This window comes from Desulfosporosinus shakirovi (assembly GCF_020595055.1).
Taxonomy (GTDB): domain Bacteria; phylum Bacillota; class Desulfitobacteriia; order Desulfitobacteriales; family Desulfitobacteriaceae; genus Desulfosporosinus; species Desulfosporosinus shakirovi.
This window is the reverse complement of the sequence record NZ_JAJDOO010000014.1, coordinates 110,471-127,509: the sequence shown is the minus strand read 5'-3', so window position 1 is coordinate 127,509 and position 17,039 is coordinate 110,471. Positions and strand designations below refer to the sequence as shown.

The 17,039-nt window shown below is 39.6% G+C and carries 21 protein-coding genes; 16 read left to right on the top strand and 5 right to left on the bottom strand.

Annotated elements, in window-relative coordinates:
- Window positions 1-97: 97 nt before the first annotated feature.
- Complete coding sequence (locus tag LJE72_RS14030) at window positions 98-1,282, bottom strand: MFS transporter (protein WP_229248272.1); 1,185 nt, start codon at window positions 1,280-1,282, stop codon at window positions 98-100.
- Window positions 1,272-1,643, bottom strand: a complete 372-nt coding sequence (locus LJE72_RS14025; RefSeq protein WP_229248271.1) for a PadR family transcriptional regulator — start codon at window positions 1,641-1,643, stop codon at window positions 1,272-1,274. The genes LJE72_RS14030 and LJE72_RS14025 overlap by 11 nt, the downstream gene beginning before the upstream one ends.
- A gap of 223 nt (window positions 1,644-1,866) precedes the next feature.
- Here LJE72_RS14025 and LJE72_RS14020 point away from each other — a divergent pair, with 223 nt between their 5' ends.
- The 6 genes from LJE72_RS14020 to LJE72_RS14000 all read left to right on the top strand — a co-directional run bounded on the left by LJE72_RS14020 (window position 1,867) and on the right by LJE72_RS14000 (window position 4,786).
- The gene (locus tag LJE72_RS14020; RefSeq protein WP_229248270.1) at window positions 1,867-2,583 is read left to right on the top strand and encodes a demethylmenaquinone methyltransferase; all 717 of its coding nucleotides are present in this window, start codon (window positions 1,867-1,869) and stop codon (window positions 2,581-2,583) included.
- Between the two features lie 188 nt (window positions 2,584-2,771).
- Window positions 2,772-3,194: a CBS domain-containing protein gene (locus LJE72_RS14015; protein WP_229248269.1), complete on the top strand. Its 423-nt coding sequence runs from the start codon at window positions 2,772-2,774 to the stop codon at window positions 3,192-3,194.
- A 24-nt stretch (window positions 3,195-3,218) separates the two neighbouring features.
- Complete coding sequence (locus LJE72_RS26295; protein WP_282437908.1) at window positions 3,219-3,344, top strand: hypothetical protein; 126 nt, start codon at window positions 3,219-3,221, stop codon at window positions 3,342-3,344.
- A gap of 113 nt (window positions 3,345-3,457) precedes the next feature.
- Window positions 3,458-3,847 carry a thioesterase family protein gene (locus tag LJE72_RS14010; RefSeq protein WP_229248268.1) on the top strand — a complete coding sequence of 130 codons (390 nt, stop codon included), beginning with the start codon at window positions 3,458-3,460 and terminating at the stop codon, window positions 3,845-3,847.
- 1 nt (window position 3,848) lies between these two features.
- Window positions 3,849-4,463 (top strand): IMPACT family protein, encoded by a 615-nt coding sequence (locus tag LJE72_RS14005; protein WP_229248267.1) that lies wholly within the window; start codon window positions 3,849-3,851, stop codon window positions 4,461-4,463.
- 176 nt (window positions 4,464-4,639) lie between these two features.
- The gene (locus LJE72_RS14000; protein ID WP_229248266.1) at window positions 4,640-4,786 is read left to right on the top strand and encodes a hypothetical protein; all 147 of its coding nucleotides are present in this window, start codon (window positions 4,640-4,642) and stop codon (window positions 4,784-4,786) included.
- A gap of 96 nt (window positions 4,787-4,882) precedes the next feature.
- Here the strand turns inward: LJE72_RS14000 and LJE72_RS13995 are convergent, their stop codons facing one another.
- Window positions 4,883-5,938, bottom strand: a complete 1,056-nt coding sequence (locus LJE72_RS13995; RefSeq protein WP_229248265.1) for a sensor domain-containing diguanylate cyclase — start codon at window positions 5,936-5,938, stop codon at window positions 4,883-4,885.
- 413 nt (window positions 5,939-6,351) lie between these two features.
- On the opposite strand from LJE72_RS13995, the gene LJE72_RS13990 reads away from it, so the two are divergent.
- The 3 genes from LJE72_RS13990 to LJE72_RS13980 are packed head-to-tail and all read left to right on the top strand — an operon-like array spanning window position 6,352 to window position 8,860.
- The gene (locus tag LJE72_RS13990; RefSeq protein WP_229248263.1) at window positions 6,352-6,903 is read left to right on the top strand and encodes a hypothetical protein; all 552 of its coding nucleotides are present in this window, start codon (window positions 6,352-6,354) and stop codon (window positions 6,901-6,903) included.
- A 13-nt stretch (window positions 6,904-6,916) separates the two neighbouring features.
- Complete coding sequence (locus LJE72_RS13985) at window positions 6,917-7,714, top strand: PRC-barrel domain-containing protein (protein ID WP_229248262.1); 798 nt, start codon at window positions 6,917-6,919, stop codon at window positions 7,712-7,714.
- 24 nt (window positions 7,715-7,738) lie between these two features.
- Window positions 7,739-8,860, top strand: a complete 1,122-nt coding sequence (locus tag LJE72_RS13980) for a VanW family protein (RefSeq protein ID WP_229248261.1) — start codon at window positions 7,739-7,741, stop codon at window positions 8,858-8,860.
- A gap of 134 nt (window positions 8,861-8,994) precedes the next feature.
- On the opposite strand, the gene LJE72_RS13975 is transcribed toward LJE72_RS13980, so the two are convergent.
- Window positions 8,995-9,747, bottom strand: a complete 753-nt coding sequence (locus tag LJE72_RS13975; RefSeq protein WP_229248260.1) for a TSUP family transporter — start codon at window positions 9,745-9,747, stop codon at window positions 8,995-8,997.
- A gap of 159 nt (window positions 9,748-9,906) precedes the next feature.
- Here LJE72_RS13975 and LJE72_RS13970 point away from each other — a divergent pair, with 159 nt between their 5' ends.
- Genes LJE72_RS13970 through LJE72_RS13945 form a run of 6 tightly spaced genes read left to right on the top strand, consistent with a single transcriptional unit; the run spans window position 9,907 to window position 13,845 of the window.
- Complete coding sequence (locus LJE72_RS13970; protein ID WP_229248259.1) at window positions 9,907-10,962, top strand: HD-GYP domain-containing protein; 1,056 nt, start codon at window positions 9,907-9,909, stop codon at window positions 10,960-10,962.
- A 16-nt stretch (window positions 10,963-10,978) separates the two neighbouring features.
- Entirely contained in the window at window positions 10,979-11,629 is a 651-nt protein-coding gene (nth, locus tag LJE72_RS13965) for an endonuclease III (RefSeq protein WP_229248258.1), read from the top strand.
- A 30-nt stretch (window positions 11,630-11,659) separates the two neighbouring features.
- The gene (locus tag LJE72_RS13960) at window positions 11,660-12,418 is read left to right on the top strand and encodes a fumarylacetoacetate hydrolase family protein (protein WP_229248257.1); all 759 of its coding nucleotides are present in this window, start codon (window positions 11,660-11,662) and stop codon (window positions 12,416-12,418) included.
- Between the two features lie 45 nt (window positions 12,419-12,463).
- Complete coding sequence (locus tag LJE72_RS13955) at window positions 12,464-13,282, top strand: menaquinone biosynthetic enzyme MqnA/MqnD family protein (RefSeq protein WP_229248256.1); 819 nt, start codon at window positions 12,464-12,466, stop codon at window positions 13,280-13,282.
- A 3-nt stretch (window positions 13,283-13,285) separates the two neighbouring features.
- Window positions 13,286-13,627, top strand: a complete 342-nt coding sequence (locus tag LJE72_RS13950) for a GIY-YIG nuclease family protein (RefSeq protein WP_229248254.1) — start codon at window positions 13,286-13,288, stop codon at window positions 13,625-13,627.
- A 32-nt stretch (window positions 13,628-13,659) separates the two neighbouring features.
- On the top strand, window positions 13,660-13,845 hold the full coding sequence (locus tag LJE72_RS13945) for a 4-oxalocrotonate tautomerase (protein ID WP_229248253.1): 186 nt from the start codon (window positions 13,660-13,662) through the stop codon (window positions 13,843-13,845).
- 85 nt (window positions 13,846-13,930) lie between these two features.
- Here the strand turns inward: LJE72_RS13945 and LJE72_RS13940 are convergent, their stop codons facing one another.
- Window positions 13,931-15,319, bottom strand: coding sequence for a uridine kinase family protein (locus LJE72_RS13940; protein WP_229248252.1), 1,389 nt, complete (start codon window positions 15,317-15,319; stop codon window positions 13,931-13,933).
- Window positions 15,320-15,522: 203 nt separating this feature from the next.
- On the opposite strand from LJE72_RS13940, the gene thrC reads away from it, so the two are divergent.
- A complete protein-coding gene (gene thrC / locus LJE72_RS13935; RefSeq protein WP_229248251.1) occupies window positions 15,523-17,004 on the top strand; it encodes a threonine synthase in 1,482 nt (493 codons plus the stop codon).
- The last annotated feature ends 35 nt before the right edge of the window (window positions 17,005-17,039 follow it).

The window sequence follows — 17,039 nt, the reverse complement described above, 5'->3', positions numbered from 1 at the left end:
GGAGTAACCGATGGTTTTCCCTTTTTTAATTTTGCGAACTTAATTGTACTCTATCGGTTTTCTTCTCTTCATTTGTCTAAGCTATACTCTATAATGCTTATCGTGCGGCTATTCGTTCTGCTTTTGCTGAAGGTCGGTTTTTCATGAATAAGGCGATAATTCCTGCAACAAGGGGAAGAAAGAATAAAACGGAAATTGCCGTTGCTAAACCGTAAAGATCTCCTATATGACCGATTATAATAACCAGTAGACCTCCGATTCCTCCGGCAAAGCCCATGGTTAATCCGGATGCTAAAGACTTATTATTAGGAATGGCTTCTTGGGCTGCAACAACGGTCACAGAAAAGCTGGATAATAGAGAAGCACCAGCAAGGGCTAAGAAAATAATACTCAAAATACCTTGCGTGTGTGAAAAGCCATAAAATAGAGGAGTGGCTAGGATCAGCGAACTGACAATTAAGAGTTTGCGGCCATAACGATCTGAAATATATCCACCTAAGATTCCGCCAATTGCTCCAGAAAACAGCATAATGAAAACTAAATGACTAGAGGCAATTGAAGAAAGATTTTGTGCTAGAAAATATAAGGGAAGAATGGTTAACAATCCAGTATAGGCTAATGCACGAATCGCAATAACACTGGTAATAGCTAAGAGTTCCTTGCGTGCAGTTTGTAAAGAATGTAATACTTCGGATAAAGTAGGAGCGTTTCCGCCAAGGACATTATTCTTGGGGGCAAAGAAAAAGAGTAACAAGGCGACTAATATTCCTGGGATAACCGTATAAACAGTAGCGCTAAGACCATAGGTTTGAAACAAGGGAACCAGTAAAAGCGGGCTGAGAGCAAAGCCAATATTTCCAAAAGCTATAAAAGTAGATAAGAGAACTGCTTTTCGGTCACCGCTGACAACAGTAATCATTGTTGAAGCTTGAGGATGGAAGGCGGCAGTTCCAAGACCTGCCAAGGTAGCTAGGAAAACAAGCAGGAGGTAGTTAGTGACAAGACCGGTCAAACTGAGCATAATCGCCATCCATAGGGTGCCCACATGGACAAGCCAACGCTTCCCCTGCCGGTCGAGGAAGTAACCAAAGATTGGCTGAATGAACGAAGAGCTAATAGTAAACGCTGATACTAAAATGGCTGCTCTAGTGGTACTGAGAGCCGTTGCTGCAACCAGAAAAGGAAGCATTTGAGGAAGATAGTTACTGTACATATCATTAAGCATGTGAGCCAAAGATAATATTCCGATCGTCGAATACTCAATAGGTTGCTTAGGTTTCATTTTGAGAGCTCCTTTCGGTCTTGTCATTATTAATAAGAGCGTAGTGGGTAAGAAAAAATTCGAAATTAGCATGCCGTTGGACAATATCCTTAGCATAATCATGAAGTGCAGTGCTTCCGAGGGTAGTGATGGTGTACCATTTTCGAGGAGGACTCTTGTCTGAGGTCTGCCAAGTTGATTTCACCCATTGTTTTGCTTCCATTTCCTGAAGGGCGCGGTAAACACTGGGACTGTCCGTTAAGCAATAAGGCATTTCTGTCTGTAAGCTAGAGAGAATCTGTGCTCCATAGGCAGATGAGGATTCCTCTAGAAAGAGGAGAATAAATGCGTTATTGTGACGGCTTTGTTTTGAACGATACAAGACTATGCCCCCTTCGTACTGTTTGTTACAGTATACTGTTTATTACAGTATAATTCCTGTCAGGAATAAGGTCAAACAAAAACAATATACTTGATCATTAATATTGAAATGTAATACATTGAACATAAAGAGACTGGTCTCTAGACAAATAGTTAATGTAGGGGTAGTATTTAAGAAAATGTCAATACTATTTTAAACAAAATCAACAGATAGGGAGATTGCGATGGATTTTGCAGGGAAAGATAAGGCCACTTATGTGAAAGAGACGTTTAATTCTATAGCAGGGCGTTATGACTTGATGAATAGCTTAATGAGCTTAGGAATGGATAAAAGATGGCGGCGTCTTGCGGTTCAAAAGGTCGGGGCAACGTCTGGTATGCATATACTTGATGTTTGCTGTGGGACAGGACAACTTTCAATGGAAATTGGAAATGTTGTTGGGCCTGAAGGGAATGTAACAGGCTTGGATTTTTCGCAAAAGATGCTGGAAGTAGCAGAAAAATCCTTGAGCCAAGTATCAAATCCGGCTCATATTCGATTTATTCAAGGGAATGCAATGGAGCTTCCTTTTCAAGATAATTCGTTTGACGGTGCAACTGTGGGCTGGGGATTAAGAAATTTACCGGATTTGAGACAGGGATTGCGAGAAATGGCGAGAACAGTTAAGCCGGGCGGGAAAGTTGTATCTCTTGATATGGCAAAACCTTCACTGCTGGGTTTTAAACAAGCATATTGGTTATATTTCGATAAGCTCGTTCCCTTAATGGGCAAGTTTTGGGCAAGAAAAGCCAGTGCGTATCAATATCTTCACGACTCAGCCCGAGAGTTCCCGGCTCAAGAAGAATTAGCTCGTATCTTCACAGAGTGCGGTTTAAAAGATGTAACCTTCAATAATTTGGCCGGTGGTGTTGTCGCCATAGTTTCAGGGAAAAAACCATGAGCTGTGAATCCTATTCAAATCCTTTTGCTAATAAAAAAACCGTTGCTAAACGGTTTTTTTTATAGTTATCATACTAATTTTTTGCCCAAAATAGGGGCTGTGTTTCTTAATTTCTCTGCATGATTCTTTGCAAAGATGTACATACTATCGTTGTTACATATGAATATTGTGAAAAGGAAGGGATAAGCATGAAAGTTCGTGACGTTATGACAAGCCAAGTTGAGTCGGTTACTCCGAGTTCTTCAATTGTAGACATAGCACGGTTGATGAGGAGCAGTGATATAGGGTCAATTCCTGTTTGTGAAGGGAATAAAGTACTAGGTATCATTACCGATCGGGATATTGTCCTTCAGGTTATAGCAGACGGTAAAAATATTCAAAGCACATCTGCTAAAGATATCATGAATTCAGAGGTTATCACAGTTACTTCTGACCAAGATGTGCACGAAGCCGCACGTATAATGGCTGAATATCAAATTAGGAGATTACCGGTTACTGAGCAGGGGAAGATAATTGGAATAGTTGCCTTAGGTGACTTAGCCACTGAGAAAATACACGTAAATGAAGCCGGTGATGCCCTTAGTGGTATTTCACAAGGTGCTCATCATTAAAAAATAACTAGTAAGGTGAAAAAAATGAGCGATTTACGAGAGCGAATTGACTTAGGGACTTGGGGAGCGTTTCGCACAGGATGGTGGGTACTTCACATTGTAGGCATAATTGTTGTTGGGTACATCGGCTATTGGGTCGCTAGGATGTAGAATAGAGCCATAAAACAGCTAATAGCGTTGTGAAAAATTCACGACGCTATTAGCTGTTTTATGATAGAATAATGACAATACCTACAATATTACGAGAATAGGATGTGTTCACTTTGGGTTTAAATGTCGGAAGAAAAGGTCAGGCTAAGACAACGGTAACTGCTTCAAATACTGCTAGGGCAATGGGAAGTGGACAACTTGAAGTCTTCGCGACGCCAGCAATGGTGGCGCTAATGGAACAAGCTGCTGTAAATTCTTTAGCATTGCCTGTTGGACAATCCAGTGTGGGGACTTCCTTGACTATTAAACATAGTGCGGCAACACCCTTAGGCGCTAACGTCTTTGCAACGGCTGAACTTGTTGAAATAAACCGTCGGCAACTGGTTTTTTCAGTTGAAGTATGTGATGAAGCGGGTCAAATTGGTCTTGGAATGCATGAACGTTTTATAATCGATATTGAACCTTTTCTTGCTAAAACACAAACTCGCAAACAGGGGATGTAACGTGGACGGATTTAATACATTACCTGAGCGGAAAACATGGGAACGGATAATTGATAAATCTCGCTTTATTGGTATTGCGGTTCCGCTGACAACTGTGGAGCAAATTGATAAAGCTATGCAGAATATTCGCGAAGAGTATCCAAATGCACGTCACTACGTCTATGCATATCGACTGCATGACGGGTTTATTGAGAAATCCTCAGACGATGGTGAACCTCAAGGGACAGGTGGCCGGCCAATACTGGATATTCTGCAACATCGAAATATTTGGAACGTATTATTGGTTGTAGTAAGGTATTTTGGAGGAGTATTACTGGGGACCGGCGGGTTGTCTAGAGCTTATGGAGGAACTGCCCGGCAACTAATTAATGAGACAGAACTAAAAGAATTGGCACTCTATCAAATATATGTATTAAGTGTGCCTTATGAATGGTTTGAAATGCTTAAGTATCAATTTGACCAACATAATTGGATAATTGAAAAGGAAGACTTTAGAGACGTAATTGAACTTCTTGTTCATGTTCACGGACAAGAAGCTGAGGTGTTTCAAAAATGGGTTGATGATTTTACTAGAAGACAAGTTCGTTGTGAGGTTCAAGGCACCATCTGGAGATAACTAAAAACATAAAATTGAAATAATTCAGAAGAGTAGAACTTTAGGAAAGTGAACACAATCACTTTCTTTTATTAATCATATATGATAATATGATGATGAAGATCAGAACGATTAATGACGTAGTTAAATACGATAGTGAAAAGAAAAACAAAGTTTTGAGTGAAGGGGGCGTTTTTATGTTAGCTTTCATTCCTATACTAATCATCGGTGGATTTCTGGGAGGATGCGCAGTTGTTATCGCTGCTTCATGCGTTCAACTTGTTAAAGTAGCTGTAAATTTGCCGAAAAATGATGGCAGAATGCCTAGAGCGATTGAAGCTTAATAAATGGTAATACAAGTTAAATGTAATCACCCAAAAACACCCCTCGATTAAAGGGGTGTTTTTCATGTTTGTACAGGTAAATTAAAAAGAAATTATTTACCTAAAGATACTTTGATTTCGGCCCGTTGTTTTTGCTTCATACAGGGCATGATCTGCTCGCATTATTACGGAAGCAGGAGTATCAGTGGAACGCCAAAGTGTGACGCCAATACTTACAGTAACAGAAACATTCATACCGATTATTTGATTGTAAACTTGGGTTTTCTCCACGACTTCTCGAATTTTCTCGCTGATAAATAATACGATCTTTTGTGTTGCCTCTGGAATAAGAATGGCAAATTCTTCTCCTCCATAACGGGCAATTAGATCCTCTTCTCTTAAATTATTTCTAAGTTCTCTCACGATAATTTGTAATACTGTATCTCCGAATTGATGTCCGAAGCGGTCATTAAATTGTTTGAAGTTGTCAACATCAATCATGAGTAAGCCAAAAGTAACCGATCGTTTATGACGTTGACAGAGTGAAATATATTCATGCAAGCGTTTTTGAAAGTATCGATGATTATATACGCCAGTTAATCCGTCAGTAATTGATTCTCGTTCTACAATGGCATAAAGAAGAGCATTCTCCAAGGCAGAAGTGGCGTGACCAGCAACCGTTTCTAAGAATTGCATTTGTTCTGGAGTTATCTCCGCCTGTCGAATCGCGTGAATATTTATAGTGCCTGTTTTGTGCTGGGCATTCTGAAGGGGTAAGCAACATATCCATTCCCAATCCTGTGTTCTATCTCCTGGGGAGCAATAATAAGTAACACCTTCAGATAATACTTGAGCGAGAAAAGACAAATCAAGATTTGGTGGCATTTGAGGGTATATTGTACGTGAGTCAAAGACTCCAATAACTTCAAAATCTTGCGTTTTCTCATTGTAAAGGCATACGCTTGCTTGATCAATGCTAATAAGTGAAGCAATTGCACTAATAATATTGGCAGCAATCACTCTTGGATCAAGGGACGCATTAAGTGCACGTGCAATATCTAAAAGAACATTAGTCTGCAGACGTATTTCTTCTAGTTGACTTTCTAAGGTTTGTATTCTTTCCAATAACATAGAGGTTTTTTCTTCCGGGTCGTTTCTCTGATCGCTAGACATAGATATGCCCCCTAAACCGAAATCTAAGCATGTATGATGAGCAGACATGTTGTATATGGCTACAATGTTTATATTATTCTCTCTAAATTTGAATAATCCTTTGATAATATATTTTTTTCCAAAAAGAAACTTTAGTAAAGAATGCAATTCGAAAGAGTAATAAGAAGGAGAAACAAGACTTCTGTCGAATTTTTATAAATACTGTTTAATATAAGGAGGGGGCCCATGTTCTGACATATCAAATTGTCGTTGTTTTAATAAGTATTCCATTTGTTGCGTTTTTGATTTGGCAAGCGAGGGTATTTGGTATATCCCGAATGAGAGCATTCGCAATTTCTGTTTTATTGTGTTGTGCTGTATTATTGTTTCCTTTAGCTCTTCGGTCAGGTAGGACAACTTGGTGGATATTGTTTGTGCTGATTTTGATTGTTTCTGGTACAATATGGTCAAAAATACAATTATATAGAAATACAAGAAACAATAAAGAATTACTGGATGTACATGAGGCTATCTCCGTTAATTCAGAGATAGAGATCAAGATCACAGATGAAAAAGAACTTGTGGCAGAAGAAAAAATCACGGATGAAAAAGAGCCTGTAGAAGAAGAAACGATCATAATTGAAGAAGAACGGGCTGTCGAGGAAGAGAGCATTTGTGATTCTGAAAAGGCGCTTTCAATCGATGAACTTATTGATTTAGGTTTTAAAGAGAAAAACTTAGAAAACTTTCAACAGGCAGCCTGTTATTTTTTCCGTGCATTAGCTCTTAATCCGATGCCGGATTTAGCCTTGTGTTTAATCATGGATTGTTATTGGTTGCTTAACAATCTAGGGGAACGTGATTATGCTATAACGGAGTTAAAGATACATGTTAAAACTAATATATCACGATTTGATCCAGTGCTTCAGCATCGCTTTGTTACATGGATGATCAAAGAAAACCTTAACAAATATTTTAATGATTAGGGGGCTTTAGCCTATGAAGAAGACAAAAGTAATAATTGGCTTGCGTGTTATTAGTATTTCGGACGGGACACAAATTGGGGTTGTCAAGGATTTGGTTCTTAACCCACAGGGCAAATCTATGGATTTTATAATTATTGACCAACCTTCGGATTATTTTGGTGCTAAGGTCGTTTCCTTCACTGATATCTTAGGCATTGGAGAATTTGCAATTACTGTCCCACATCAGGGAGTAATACAAGATGTTGCGCAAAATACAGAGATTCAGAATTTGTTAAAGCAAGATATCCGAGTAATAGGAACAAAAGTGTTAACGAAAAAGGGACAACTTATTGGAGAAGTCAAAGAAATAATTATTGATGAGGAAACCGGCTATATAGCTTCTTGTCTTTTTGAATCAGAGGGACAGATGCAAAAGATTGAGGCTGAAAAAATCATTACTTTAGGTAAGGAATTACTGATTATTGAAGGGGAATCGATTCCCCAAGACTTTGACAATTCCAAATTCAAGGATGAACCAATATCTCAAATAGAGAATCCTGATCTGTTACAGAATATTGCGGAAAATGAAGATGGCATCGGTACCGAAGATTTTATTGAGAAAGTGGATGCATCTGAAGAGCTAGAAGCTGATTTTAACCTGTTTGAACAACGCCAACTCCAATATTTCATCAGCAAAAAAGTTGAGAAGGATATTATTTTAGACAATGGGGATATTTTGCGTGCTGGAGAATACATTACGCCTGAAATGGTGACTCACATTAAAACTAGAAGCACGTTGATGGAAGTTACCTCTCATTTGCAGAAAAACTAAGAAAGATTAATGGATGTAGCTACTATGAAAAAAACAAGGTTTCTTATCTTAGCTTTATTGCTACAACTATGTGTTACACTGGGGTTTGGAGCTGTTATTTCGTATGGCAATACGCGTGACCGGGCACCATCAGGGTTAATGATATGGGACCAGGATATTTCTGGATTAAGTAGAGATCAAGTATCTGCTCTAATAAGAGAAAAACTCCCAAATACTGTTACGTATGAGGATCAAGTTTATCCTTTGAAGTGGGAACACACTTATACAGAGATTGAACATTGGTTAGATCAGGTTTACCCTGCTACAACGGGCTCTTGGGTTGGAGATGTTTTTCAAAACCTGGCGCGACCCTTGATCATTTCATCCGATAGCATTAGATTAGATCAAGCAGAAATTATTACACAGCTACAAGAATTTAGCAGGTTGATTAATCAACCTGCCCAGGTTGCAACCATTAAGTTTGATGCTGGTCAATTGAAAAAGACAGACGGACTATCGGGAAGAGACCTTGATATTGAAGCGACCTGGTTAAAGATTTCCCAAGATCAGGTACAAAAAAATGTTGACGCTGTTGTGAATGTTATTCCGGCTAGGCCCAGCACGGATGATATATTTGAAATTGGAGATAAATTAGGAGACTACACGACCTATTTTAATCCTCACGATGGGCAACGAACTAATAATGTGCGTTTAGCCACTATGGCGTTGGATAATCGATTAATTCCACCTGGAGAAGTATTTTCATTCAATGAGGTAGTTGGAGAACGTACGGTAGCTACTGGTTATTCCCCTGCCATTGTCTTTGTAAATCAGTCGATGGTCAAAGACATTGGAGGAGGCATTTGCCAAGACTCTAGTACGCTATATCAGGCTGTACTTCAAGCTAATCTGTCTATTGAAGAGAGGCACACACATTCCTTGCCGGTTTCCTATGTTATGAGAGGGCAAGATGCTACAGTATCTTACGGAATTCTTGATTTTCGCTTTCGAAATAGTACTCAAGGGTATTTATTAATTAGTGCACGAACCGGTCCAAACTGGTTAAGAATACGATTATTCGGATTGGCTGATGAAAAACACCCAGAGCTTCAATATCCACAGGGTTATCCGAGAGGTCCGGAATCGTGGGATAAAGACCCAAAATAGAACTTATTTATATAGTTATATGTAGAAAATTGACTCCCGATAGGAGGCTATGCAGCCCTAGCGGGAGTCAATTGTTACAGTAGACTAAATGACAACAGTTTATAAGCAGTCGCTTCGGTTCCTGAGATGGTAAGTTATAAATACTGAAAAATTAGTTTTGCAGCTACTAATAGAGACATTATAACAAATAGAGGCTTCACTATTTCAACACCACGATGAATGGCAAGCTTCGTGCCTACATAAGAGCCTAAAATCATAAATATGGCCATGGGGATTCCATAAGAAAGGAGAATCTTCCCATTCCAAGCAAAGAGGAGAAGAGAAGCAATATTGCTTGTGAAATTTAAAACTTTGGAATTTGCAGATGCAACGACGAAATCGAATCCAAACAATGCGATGAATGAAAAAATTAGGAAGGATCCTGTTCCTGGACCAAAAAAACCATCGTAGAATCCAAGGATCAACGCAAATAGACAGCCCGCAACTATCCTTGAAGGACTTAGTTCCTTGAATTTATTCTCGATCCCTAAGTTTTTATGGAACAAAGTGTATATTCCAACAAATAGAATTAAGAATAGGACAGCTTTATTCAAAAAATCGGAACTGACACTGAGAACCGTCCAAGCACCTAGAAATGCACCGATTAGTGTAAAAGGAATCTGCCACTTGACGAGTGGAAAGTGAACTTTCCCAGAGCGAGCGAAGGTTATAGAACTGTTTAAGGAAGCCAGGGAAGCTGCAAATTTATTAGTTCCAAGTGCTAGATGGGGGGGGACACCCACCATTAGTAATGCTGGTAAACTTATAAGTCCTCCTCCTCCAGCAATTGCATCGACCATTGCTGCAACAAAACCAAGAATGCATATTATGAATACATCTAGAAACATTATTATACCTCACTTTAGACATCGCTTTTATAGTATACTACCAACTGCTATTCCCGTCATCAACTTCTATATAATATGGACTGTGAAAATAGCGAAAAATGGTGTAGGATTATATAATGGTTAAATAATATGCTTCGACAGGAAGGAGCAAACCTCTATATGCGGCAAGTAAGTGTTAATTCGTTAACAATGGGGGATGTCTTGGGTAAAACTATTTTCTCCAGCGCGGGCAGAATCCTTTTAGGTAAAGGTGTTAAACTCACTCCATTATATATTGCCAAATTAAGAGATATGGGGATTTCTATCCTTTACATTGAGGATGATCGTTTTGATGATGTAATTGTAGAGGATGTTATTAGTGAAGAACACCGTCGTGAGGCTATGGAGATTTTAGAGAAAAGTACAAGGTCTGTTCGACTGGGAAAAGAGTTCGACGGTTTTGATTTGAAAAGGATTATCAATAAAATCGTTGAGGAGATTCTATTCAAAAAGGATATACTAGTTAACATGATGGAAATGCGAAGTTTGGACAACCAAATGTTTGCTCATTCAGTAAATGTTTGTGTACTTTCGACTATTTTAGGGAAGGCCCTGTTACTTGACCGTGAAAAAATTGAGACTTTGGCTATCGGTGCAATCCTGCATGATATTGGAAAAGTACGAGTGGATTCCAAGCTAATTTCCAAGGTTGACTTAACAGCGGAAGAAGTTGAGATTCTCAAAACACATACAACACTGGGCTTTGAGGATCTTAGGAAAAGAAAAGATCTGAATTTAGTCATTGCTCACATTGCTTTTCAACATCATGAACATATGAATGGGACAGGCTATCCACGACAGTTGAAAGAAGGTGAAATTCACCCTTTAGCGCAGATGGTAGCGATTACGGATCTTTATGACAAGTTGACTTCTGACCACAGCAATGTAAAACGTATAATGCCGCATGAGGCTTGTGAAATTCTAATGGGTCTGGCTGGTATACTCTATCCCTTAGAACTGGTCAGGGTATTTCTAAGAAATATTGCTGCTTATCCGACTGGGGTTACAGTAAAATTAAATACCGGTGAGATTGGGGTTGTGGTTGATCAGAATTTGAGCATGCCTGCCAGGCCGATAGTACGAGTTTTTGACGAATCAGACTTTGGGTCAAATGTCGTGAAAGAGTACAACATGGTAGAGAAACGAACTATCTTTATTCAGGAAGTTTTAAGCTAGTTAGCGGAGGTAACATATGACAAAGATTAGTTCTGATGGGCAAGTATCACAGTATATTTTTGATGCTTTACAAGAGCGATTTCCTGATGTTCACTGTGAGTTAGTGTTTCACACGCCCTTTGAACTATTGATAGCCACAATCTTATCCGCTCAATGTACTGACGAAAGAGTGAACCTTGTGACTGCTTCTCTATTTGCAGAGGCAAATACTCCTGAAGGGATCATAAACTTGGGGCAACCCGCACTTGAAAATATAATTCGTTCTTTGGGACTCTTTCATAACAAGGCCAAGAATATTCTAGCCGCTTGCAAGGTGCTCGTTGAGAATTTCGAGGGAGAGGTTCCTGCTGATCTTGAGTTACTGAGAGCTCTTCCGGGTGTAGGGCGAAAAACTGCCAATGTTGTGGTTAGCAATGCCTTTGGAATTCCGGCAATCGCGGTTGATACCCACGTTTTTCGAGTTGCGAATCGCTTAGGGATAGCTTACGAGAAGACCCCAGAGAAGGTTGAAGAAGAGCTCATGCTTACATTTCCACGGGAAAGATGGTCTTTAGTTCATCATCTTTTGATCTTTCACGGAAGGAGAATCTGCAGTGCTCGAAAACCGCGTTGTGAAGAATGTCCTCTTACTAAAGTCTGTAAAACTTACCCGCAATTTGTCAAGTGAATTTGTTGAAAATAGAGAGGGTTGATCACAATGAAATATGTCCGGTTTATAAACAGTGAAAAAGAAATTCGATTTGGAAAAATTGAAGGAGAGGGGATTCATGTTCTCGATGGACCTTTTATTGATCCTTCAAGTAAACCAACCGATATTATATTATCCTTGAATGAGGTTACTTTGCTTGCTCCTGTGGATCCCAATAAAGTAATATGTGTGGGGCTTAATTATGCTTTGCATGCCAAAGAGTTAGAACATTCGTTGCCTGCCGATCCAGTCATTTTTATTAAGCCTCAATCCAGCGTTATAGGCCCAAATGATGAGATCATCTGTCCCAAAGTAAGCCAACGTGTTGATTATGAAGCAGAATTGGCTGTAGTTATCGGAAAAACTGTCAAGGACGTCAGTGAAAGCGAAGCGGCAGAGGCTATTTTTGGTTATACTTGTGCAAATGACGTAACAGCAAGAGATTTGCAAAAAAAGGATACTCAATGGACTCGCGCAAAATCATTTGACACGTTTTGTCCAATCGGCCCTTGGGTTGTAACAGATATTGATCCGAGTCACTTAGACATACAATCAATACTCAATGGTGAAATAAAGCAGTCTTCGAATACCCGGAATTTCATAACTTCAGTTCCAAAACTGGTGAGCTTTATGTCTCAGGTCATGACGCTTAATCCTGGGGACGTAGTACTTACTGGTACTCCTGAAGGAATTGGAGCTATACAGTCAGGGGATGAAGTTATCGTTAAAATTGAAATGATTGGGGAACTACGCAATACCGTAAAATAAATCATTGAATGACACTTATTACTTGCATAACATGGGGGTACAAGCATGATTCGAATCGGACATAACCCTAACACTAATATGTTGCCTATGTTCTTTTTTTTGCAAAAGGACCACCCTTTACTGGAATCGGTTACCGCTGAGCCCACGGGACATAATGCAATGTTGGCTGATGGACGGATTGATATGGCACCGATAAGTGCGTTTTCCTATGGAGAGCATTGGAAAGAATATGCGATTTTGCCCAATCTGTCGGTTTCTACGAAAGGGCGAGTAGGATCAATTCTGATATTTTCGAAAGTGCCTTTAAAGAACTTGCACGGTTTGACCGTCGCTTTGACAGATACATCTGCAACCTCAGTTAATCTTACTAAGATTTTGCTTCACCATTTCCAGGGAGTAGTTCCTAACTATTTGACCATGTCCGCTAATCTTCAAGAGATGTTTGCTAAAGCTGATGCAGCGCTCCTAATTGGGGATGCAGCTATTCAAGCAGCGCTTCTTCATCCTGATTGTTATATCTATGATTTAGGTGAGGAATGGCTTAAATATACTGGCTGTTCCATGACATATGCGGTTTGGGCATTCCCAAAAAAACTCTTAACAGAGAGGAAGCAAGAAATACAGGCCACTTATCAGTTGCTCTTGGAGGCTAAAACTAAGGCACTGTGCCATATAGAGAATATCATTGAGACATGCCAAGTCATGCTTGGAGGATCCCAGGATTTTTGGAGAGATTACTTTACACAGTTTAACTATGGTTTAGATCCCTCGTTTGTCTTAGGGCTAAATAAATATCTAGATTTATGTTTTGAGCAGAATTTGTTGTCAAGTCGTCCAGTCCTTGAGTTTTGGCCTAAGGAGTAAATTATGGGATATTGGGTTTACCTTGCAAGATGTGGTGACAATACAATCTATACCGGTGCGACAACAGATCTTATGCGGAGGGTGAAAGAACATAACAGCGGTGTTACAAGAGGCAAAGGAGCAAAGTACACTGCCTCCCATCCTCCAGTTACTTTGGCACAAGCTTGGGAGGTTGAAACATGGAGTGAAGCCTTGCGCTTGGAATATGCCATAAAACGATGCCTCCGTATAGAAAAGGATCAATTAATAAAGCAACCTGAACTTATTTACCACCTTGCGGAACGACGTGGCCTTAAATTTTCGATTTTAGAGGTTTCTCAAGAATTGGTAGATCAGGCGAATTGATAGCAGTTAATAGAATATTGGGAGGGGATTTCATGCCAATTGTACAAATCGAATTATTAGAAGGTCGTACACTCGAACAAAAAAGATCACTCGTAGAGAAAGTCACTCAGGCAATTATAGAATCAACAGGGGCTGCGCCAGAAGCTGTCTCAATAATTATTCGGGATATGCCAAAGGAAAATTACGCTAAAGCTGGTAAGCTTGCTAGTGACAAATAGGTTAATTAGGTTAGTTATAGCATAAAAAGCAAAGTGCGAAGAGTATTCTCGTCTTCGCACTTTGCCTTTATGTGATTAGATGGGGCTATACATTGTAGGCACTTCCTCCTAAAAACTCTCTTAAAATAGAGTTGAAAGGAACAGTAGAAATATCTAATATATCAAAAAAGGATAAAAGGGTTAAGAGGTGAACGGCCATCTCATAATGAGGGCATTCTGGAGTTATAGAGATCAGTAAATGTTCGGCATAGGGTCGTAATGCGTTGAGTTCGTATAGCAGGCTAGAATTAAACATGACATCTGCTTCTTCCTGATAAGGAAAGATATTGTTGTTTTCTCCTCGACGAACACTTTCCCATTGGGCTAAAGTTCGAGCAGGATCACTCCCGCGGAATTTATAATCTCTTACAAGACGGCGTATGAGTCGAACCTCTGTAGTGGGAACTCGAGTATAAGCATCAATATTGAGCTGGAAAAGGGCACTAACATATATCTTGAACATTTGAGTACGATCAAGTGAAGGAAGTAAAGATGGGTTAAGTGCATGTATTCCCTCTATAACAAGAATTTCATCAGGACCCAGACGCATAGTTCTCCCGGCAGGACATCGCCCGCCGCATACAAAATCAAAAAGCGGAGTTTCAACTTCTGATCCCCCAATCAGAGCATTTAAATGGGCAGCAAGAAGGGGTAAATCGAGAGCTTCCAGGCACTCAAAATCGTACTGTCCATTGCAATCTAAGGGGGTTTTTTCCCGAGGTAGAAAGTAATTATCAAGAGATAATGCAACTGGGCGAAGACCGTTAACGCGTAATTGAGTTGACAAGCGTTGGGCAAAGGTTGTTTTTCCAGAAGATGTAGGCCCAGATATAAGGATAACACGGACTTTGGAACGTTTCTTAAAGATACGATCAGCAATTGAGGAGATCATCTTTTCATGTAAGGCCTCAGCCAAATAGATCAGGTCCTGAGAAGATTTGGCGGAAATAATTGCATTGACATCTTGAACGTTAGAAAGATGTAAGTTCTCCAACCAACGCTGGGTTTCGGAGAATGTTGCAGATAGTTTTTCCGGTGGAACAAAGGGAGAGAGCGATTCTGGATGATTGGCATTAGGAAAAAGCAGAATAAACCCAGGTAAAAAGTGGATCAATTTAAAGTGCTTTAAAGTCCCAGAACGCTCTAATGGAGGATAGATCGTAGTGATCATTTGCTCTTCTATTTGGCAATGAAATAAATGATCGTTACCAGTCTCATAGTGAATAGTTTGATCTGTATTCACCCAAGTCTTCAAGTGGTCTTCAATTTTCTGAATTTCCCTTGAAGACAGTACTGAATTTTTGAGTTCACAATATACACCATCAAGGATAGAGTGAGAAATTATAAGTTGTTCGCCCGGAAAAAGCCCTTTAATGAGTCCTATAAGTCCAATAATTAGAGTTTGCCGATATTTGCGGATTGAGTAATCAGACATTCACGATCTCCTTTCGTTTTTTGCTATATTTCACAATGGTATTCGATAATAGAGTATAGGTTTCCTTTAAAACTATGATCTGATTTCAGAACTTAATTATGCATTTAAGCTTTTAAGAAGGAGATTTATTATTATAGGGCGAATATACAGCGAATAGATTGTAAATAATTAATCAAGTTAAATAGGTCTGGGAGGGAAACGTATTGTACGAAAGCACACGGGGTAATCTTTATGGACAAACTGCAGCGCAAGCTATAACATTAGGAATGGTACCGGGCGGGGGACTTTTTGTCCCTTCAACTTTTCCCAACTTGAATTGGAAAGACCTTCAGGGGTTAACATATCGTGATGTCGCCAAACGTGTCATGATGCCATATTTAGCGGACTTCGCTGAGGAGTCTCTTTCCGAAATAGTCAACGTATATTCAGATGGCAGATTCGATAGAGAAGACCCTGCACCTTTGGTATCCTTAGGGAGATTTGGAGTGTTGGAACTTTGGCATGGACCTACGGCTGCTTTTAAAGACATGGCCTTGCAAGTATTGCCCGACTTAATGAAGGTTAGCCTTGAACAGTTTGACAGGGAAGAAGATGTATTAATTCTTGTAGCAACCTCCGGTGATACTGGAAAGGCTGCCTTAGAAGGGTTTAAAAACAGAAAAGGGATGCATATTGTTGTCTTTTACCCAGATGGTGGTGTGAGTCCTGTTCAAGAGCGTCAAATGACAACAACAGAGGGATCAAATACTCATGTAGTGGCTGTTGTGGGTGGGAACTTTGATCAGTGTCAAACAGCCGTAAAGCACATCTTTGCTTCAGATTCTTTAAAGGCAAAACTTCAAGGGAGAAATTTAATCTTTTCCTCTGCTAATTCAATTAACTGGGGTCGGCTTTTGCCTCAAATAGTATATTATTACTGGGCTTATTTACAAGCAGTAAGCCAGGGGAAAATTACCTCAGAGGGAAAGATGAATGTGGTAGTCCCTACTGGAAATTTTGGAAACTTGCAGGCTGCGTACTACGCTAAGGTCATGGGTCTTCCGATTAATCGGATAATATGTGCTTCAAATACTAATAATGTCTTAGCAGATTTTTTTGCAACTGGAGTTTATCAGAGTCAACGTGCCTTTTTTCAAACGATCTCACCTTCAATGGATATTTTAGTCTCAAGTAATTTTGAGCGGTTTCTATATGAAATGAGTGGGCGAAATGCAGAGAAGATTCAATCATGGTATGACGCAAGTAATCAGGGGACGTTTACAGTTGATCCAACTACCCTGAAAGCATGTCAAGATACAGTTTATGCAGGATGGGCGAATGAAGAGGAAACTCTTGAGACAATAGCAAGAAGTTATAAAGCCTATCAATATGTTTTTGATCCACACACTGCAGTTGCTATGAAAGTGTACGAGGATTATCTTTCCGCAACAAACGATCAAACATTCACGGTTATTGCTTCAACGGCAAGCCCTTTTAAATTTTCCTCAAATGTCATTAGAGCGTTAGATGGAGAGCAAGAGGCGAGTTGTAAGGATGAATGGGAAGCTCTTGAGCGTTTAAATCTATTTACAGGATGGAGAATCCCTCTAGGTCTGCAGGGATTAGACAGTAAGATAGAGAAAAAAGCTGCATTATGTGTACCAGAAGGGATTGCTGAGCTAATTGAAAAAATGTTTATAGATTAGTCTAAATGGACTATGTAAAGATTAAGGAGTGAGGA

Bases quoted from the DNA above. Each gene is read 5' to 3' on its own strand.
- LJE72_RS14030 (WP_229248272.1), bottom strand. From the start codon at position 1,282: ATGAAACCTAAGCAACCTATTGAGTATTCGACGATCGGAATATTATCT.
- LJE72_RS14020 (WP_229248270.1), top strand. From the start codon at position 1,867: ATGGATTTTGCAGGGAAAGATAAGGCCACTTATGTGAAAGAGACGTTT.
- LJE72_RS14015 (WP_229248269.1), top strand. From the start codon at position 2,772: ATGAAAGTTCGTGACGTTATGACAAGCCAAGTTGAGTCGGTTACTCCG.
- LJE72_RS26295 (WP_282437908.1), top strand. From the start codon at position 3,219: ATGAGCGATTTACGAGAGCGAATTGACTTAGGGACTTGGGGAGCGTTT.
- LJE72_RS14000 (WP_229248266.1), top strand. From the start codon at position 4,640: ATGTTAGCTTTCATTCCTATACTAATCATCGGTGGATTTCTGGGAGGA.
- LJE72_RS13995 (WP_229248265.1), bottom strand. From the start codon at position 5,938: ATGTCTAGCGATCAGAGAAACGACCCGGAAGAAAAAACCTCTATGTTA.
- LJE72_RS13985 (WP_229248262.1), top strand. From the start codon at position 6,917: ATGAAGAAGACAAAAGTAATAATTGGCTTGCGTGTTATTAGTATTTCG.
- LJE72_RS13980 (WP_229248261.1), top strand. From the start codon at position 7,739: ATGAAAAAAACAAGGTTTCTTATCTTAGCTTTATTGCTACAACTATGT.
- LJE72_RS13975 (WP_229248260.1), bottom strand. From the start codon at position 9,747: ATGTTTCTAGATGTATTCATAATATGCATTCTTGGTTTTGTTGCAGCA.
- LJE72_RS13970 (WP_229248259.1), top strand. From the start codon at position 9,907: ATGCGGCAAGTAAGTGTTAATTCGTTAACAATGGGGGATGTCTTGGGT.
- nth (WP_229248258.1), top strand. From the start codon at position 10,979: ATGACAAAGATTAGTTCTGATGGGCAAGTATCACAGTATATTTTTGAT.
- LJE72_RS13960 (WP_229248257.1), top strand. From the start codon at position 11,660: ATGAAATATGTCCGGTTTATAAACAGTGAAAAAGAAATTCGATTTGGA.
- LJE72_RS13955 (WP_229248256.1), top strand. From the start codon at position 12,464: ATGATTCGAATCGGACATAACCCTAACACTAATATGTTGCCTATGTTC.
- LJE72_RS13950 (WP_229248254.1), top strand. From the start codon at position 13,286: ATGGGATATTGGGTTTACCTTGCAAGATGTGGTGACAATACAATCTAT.
- LJE72_RS13945 (WP_229248253.1), top strand. From the start codon at position 13,660: ATGCCAATTGTACAAATCGAATTATTAGAAGGTCGTACACTCGAACAA.
- LJE72_RS13940 (WP_229248252.1), bottom strand. From the start codon at position 15,319: ATGTCTGATTACTCAATCCGCAAATATCGGCAAACTCTAATTATTGGA.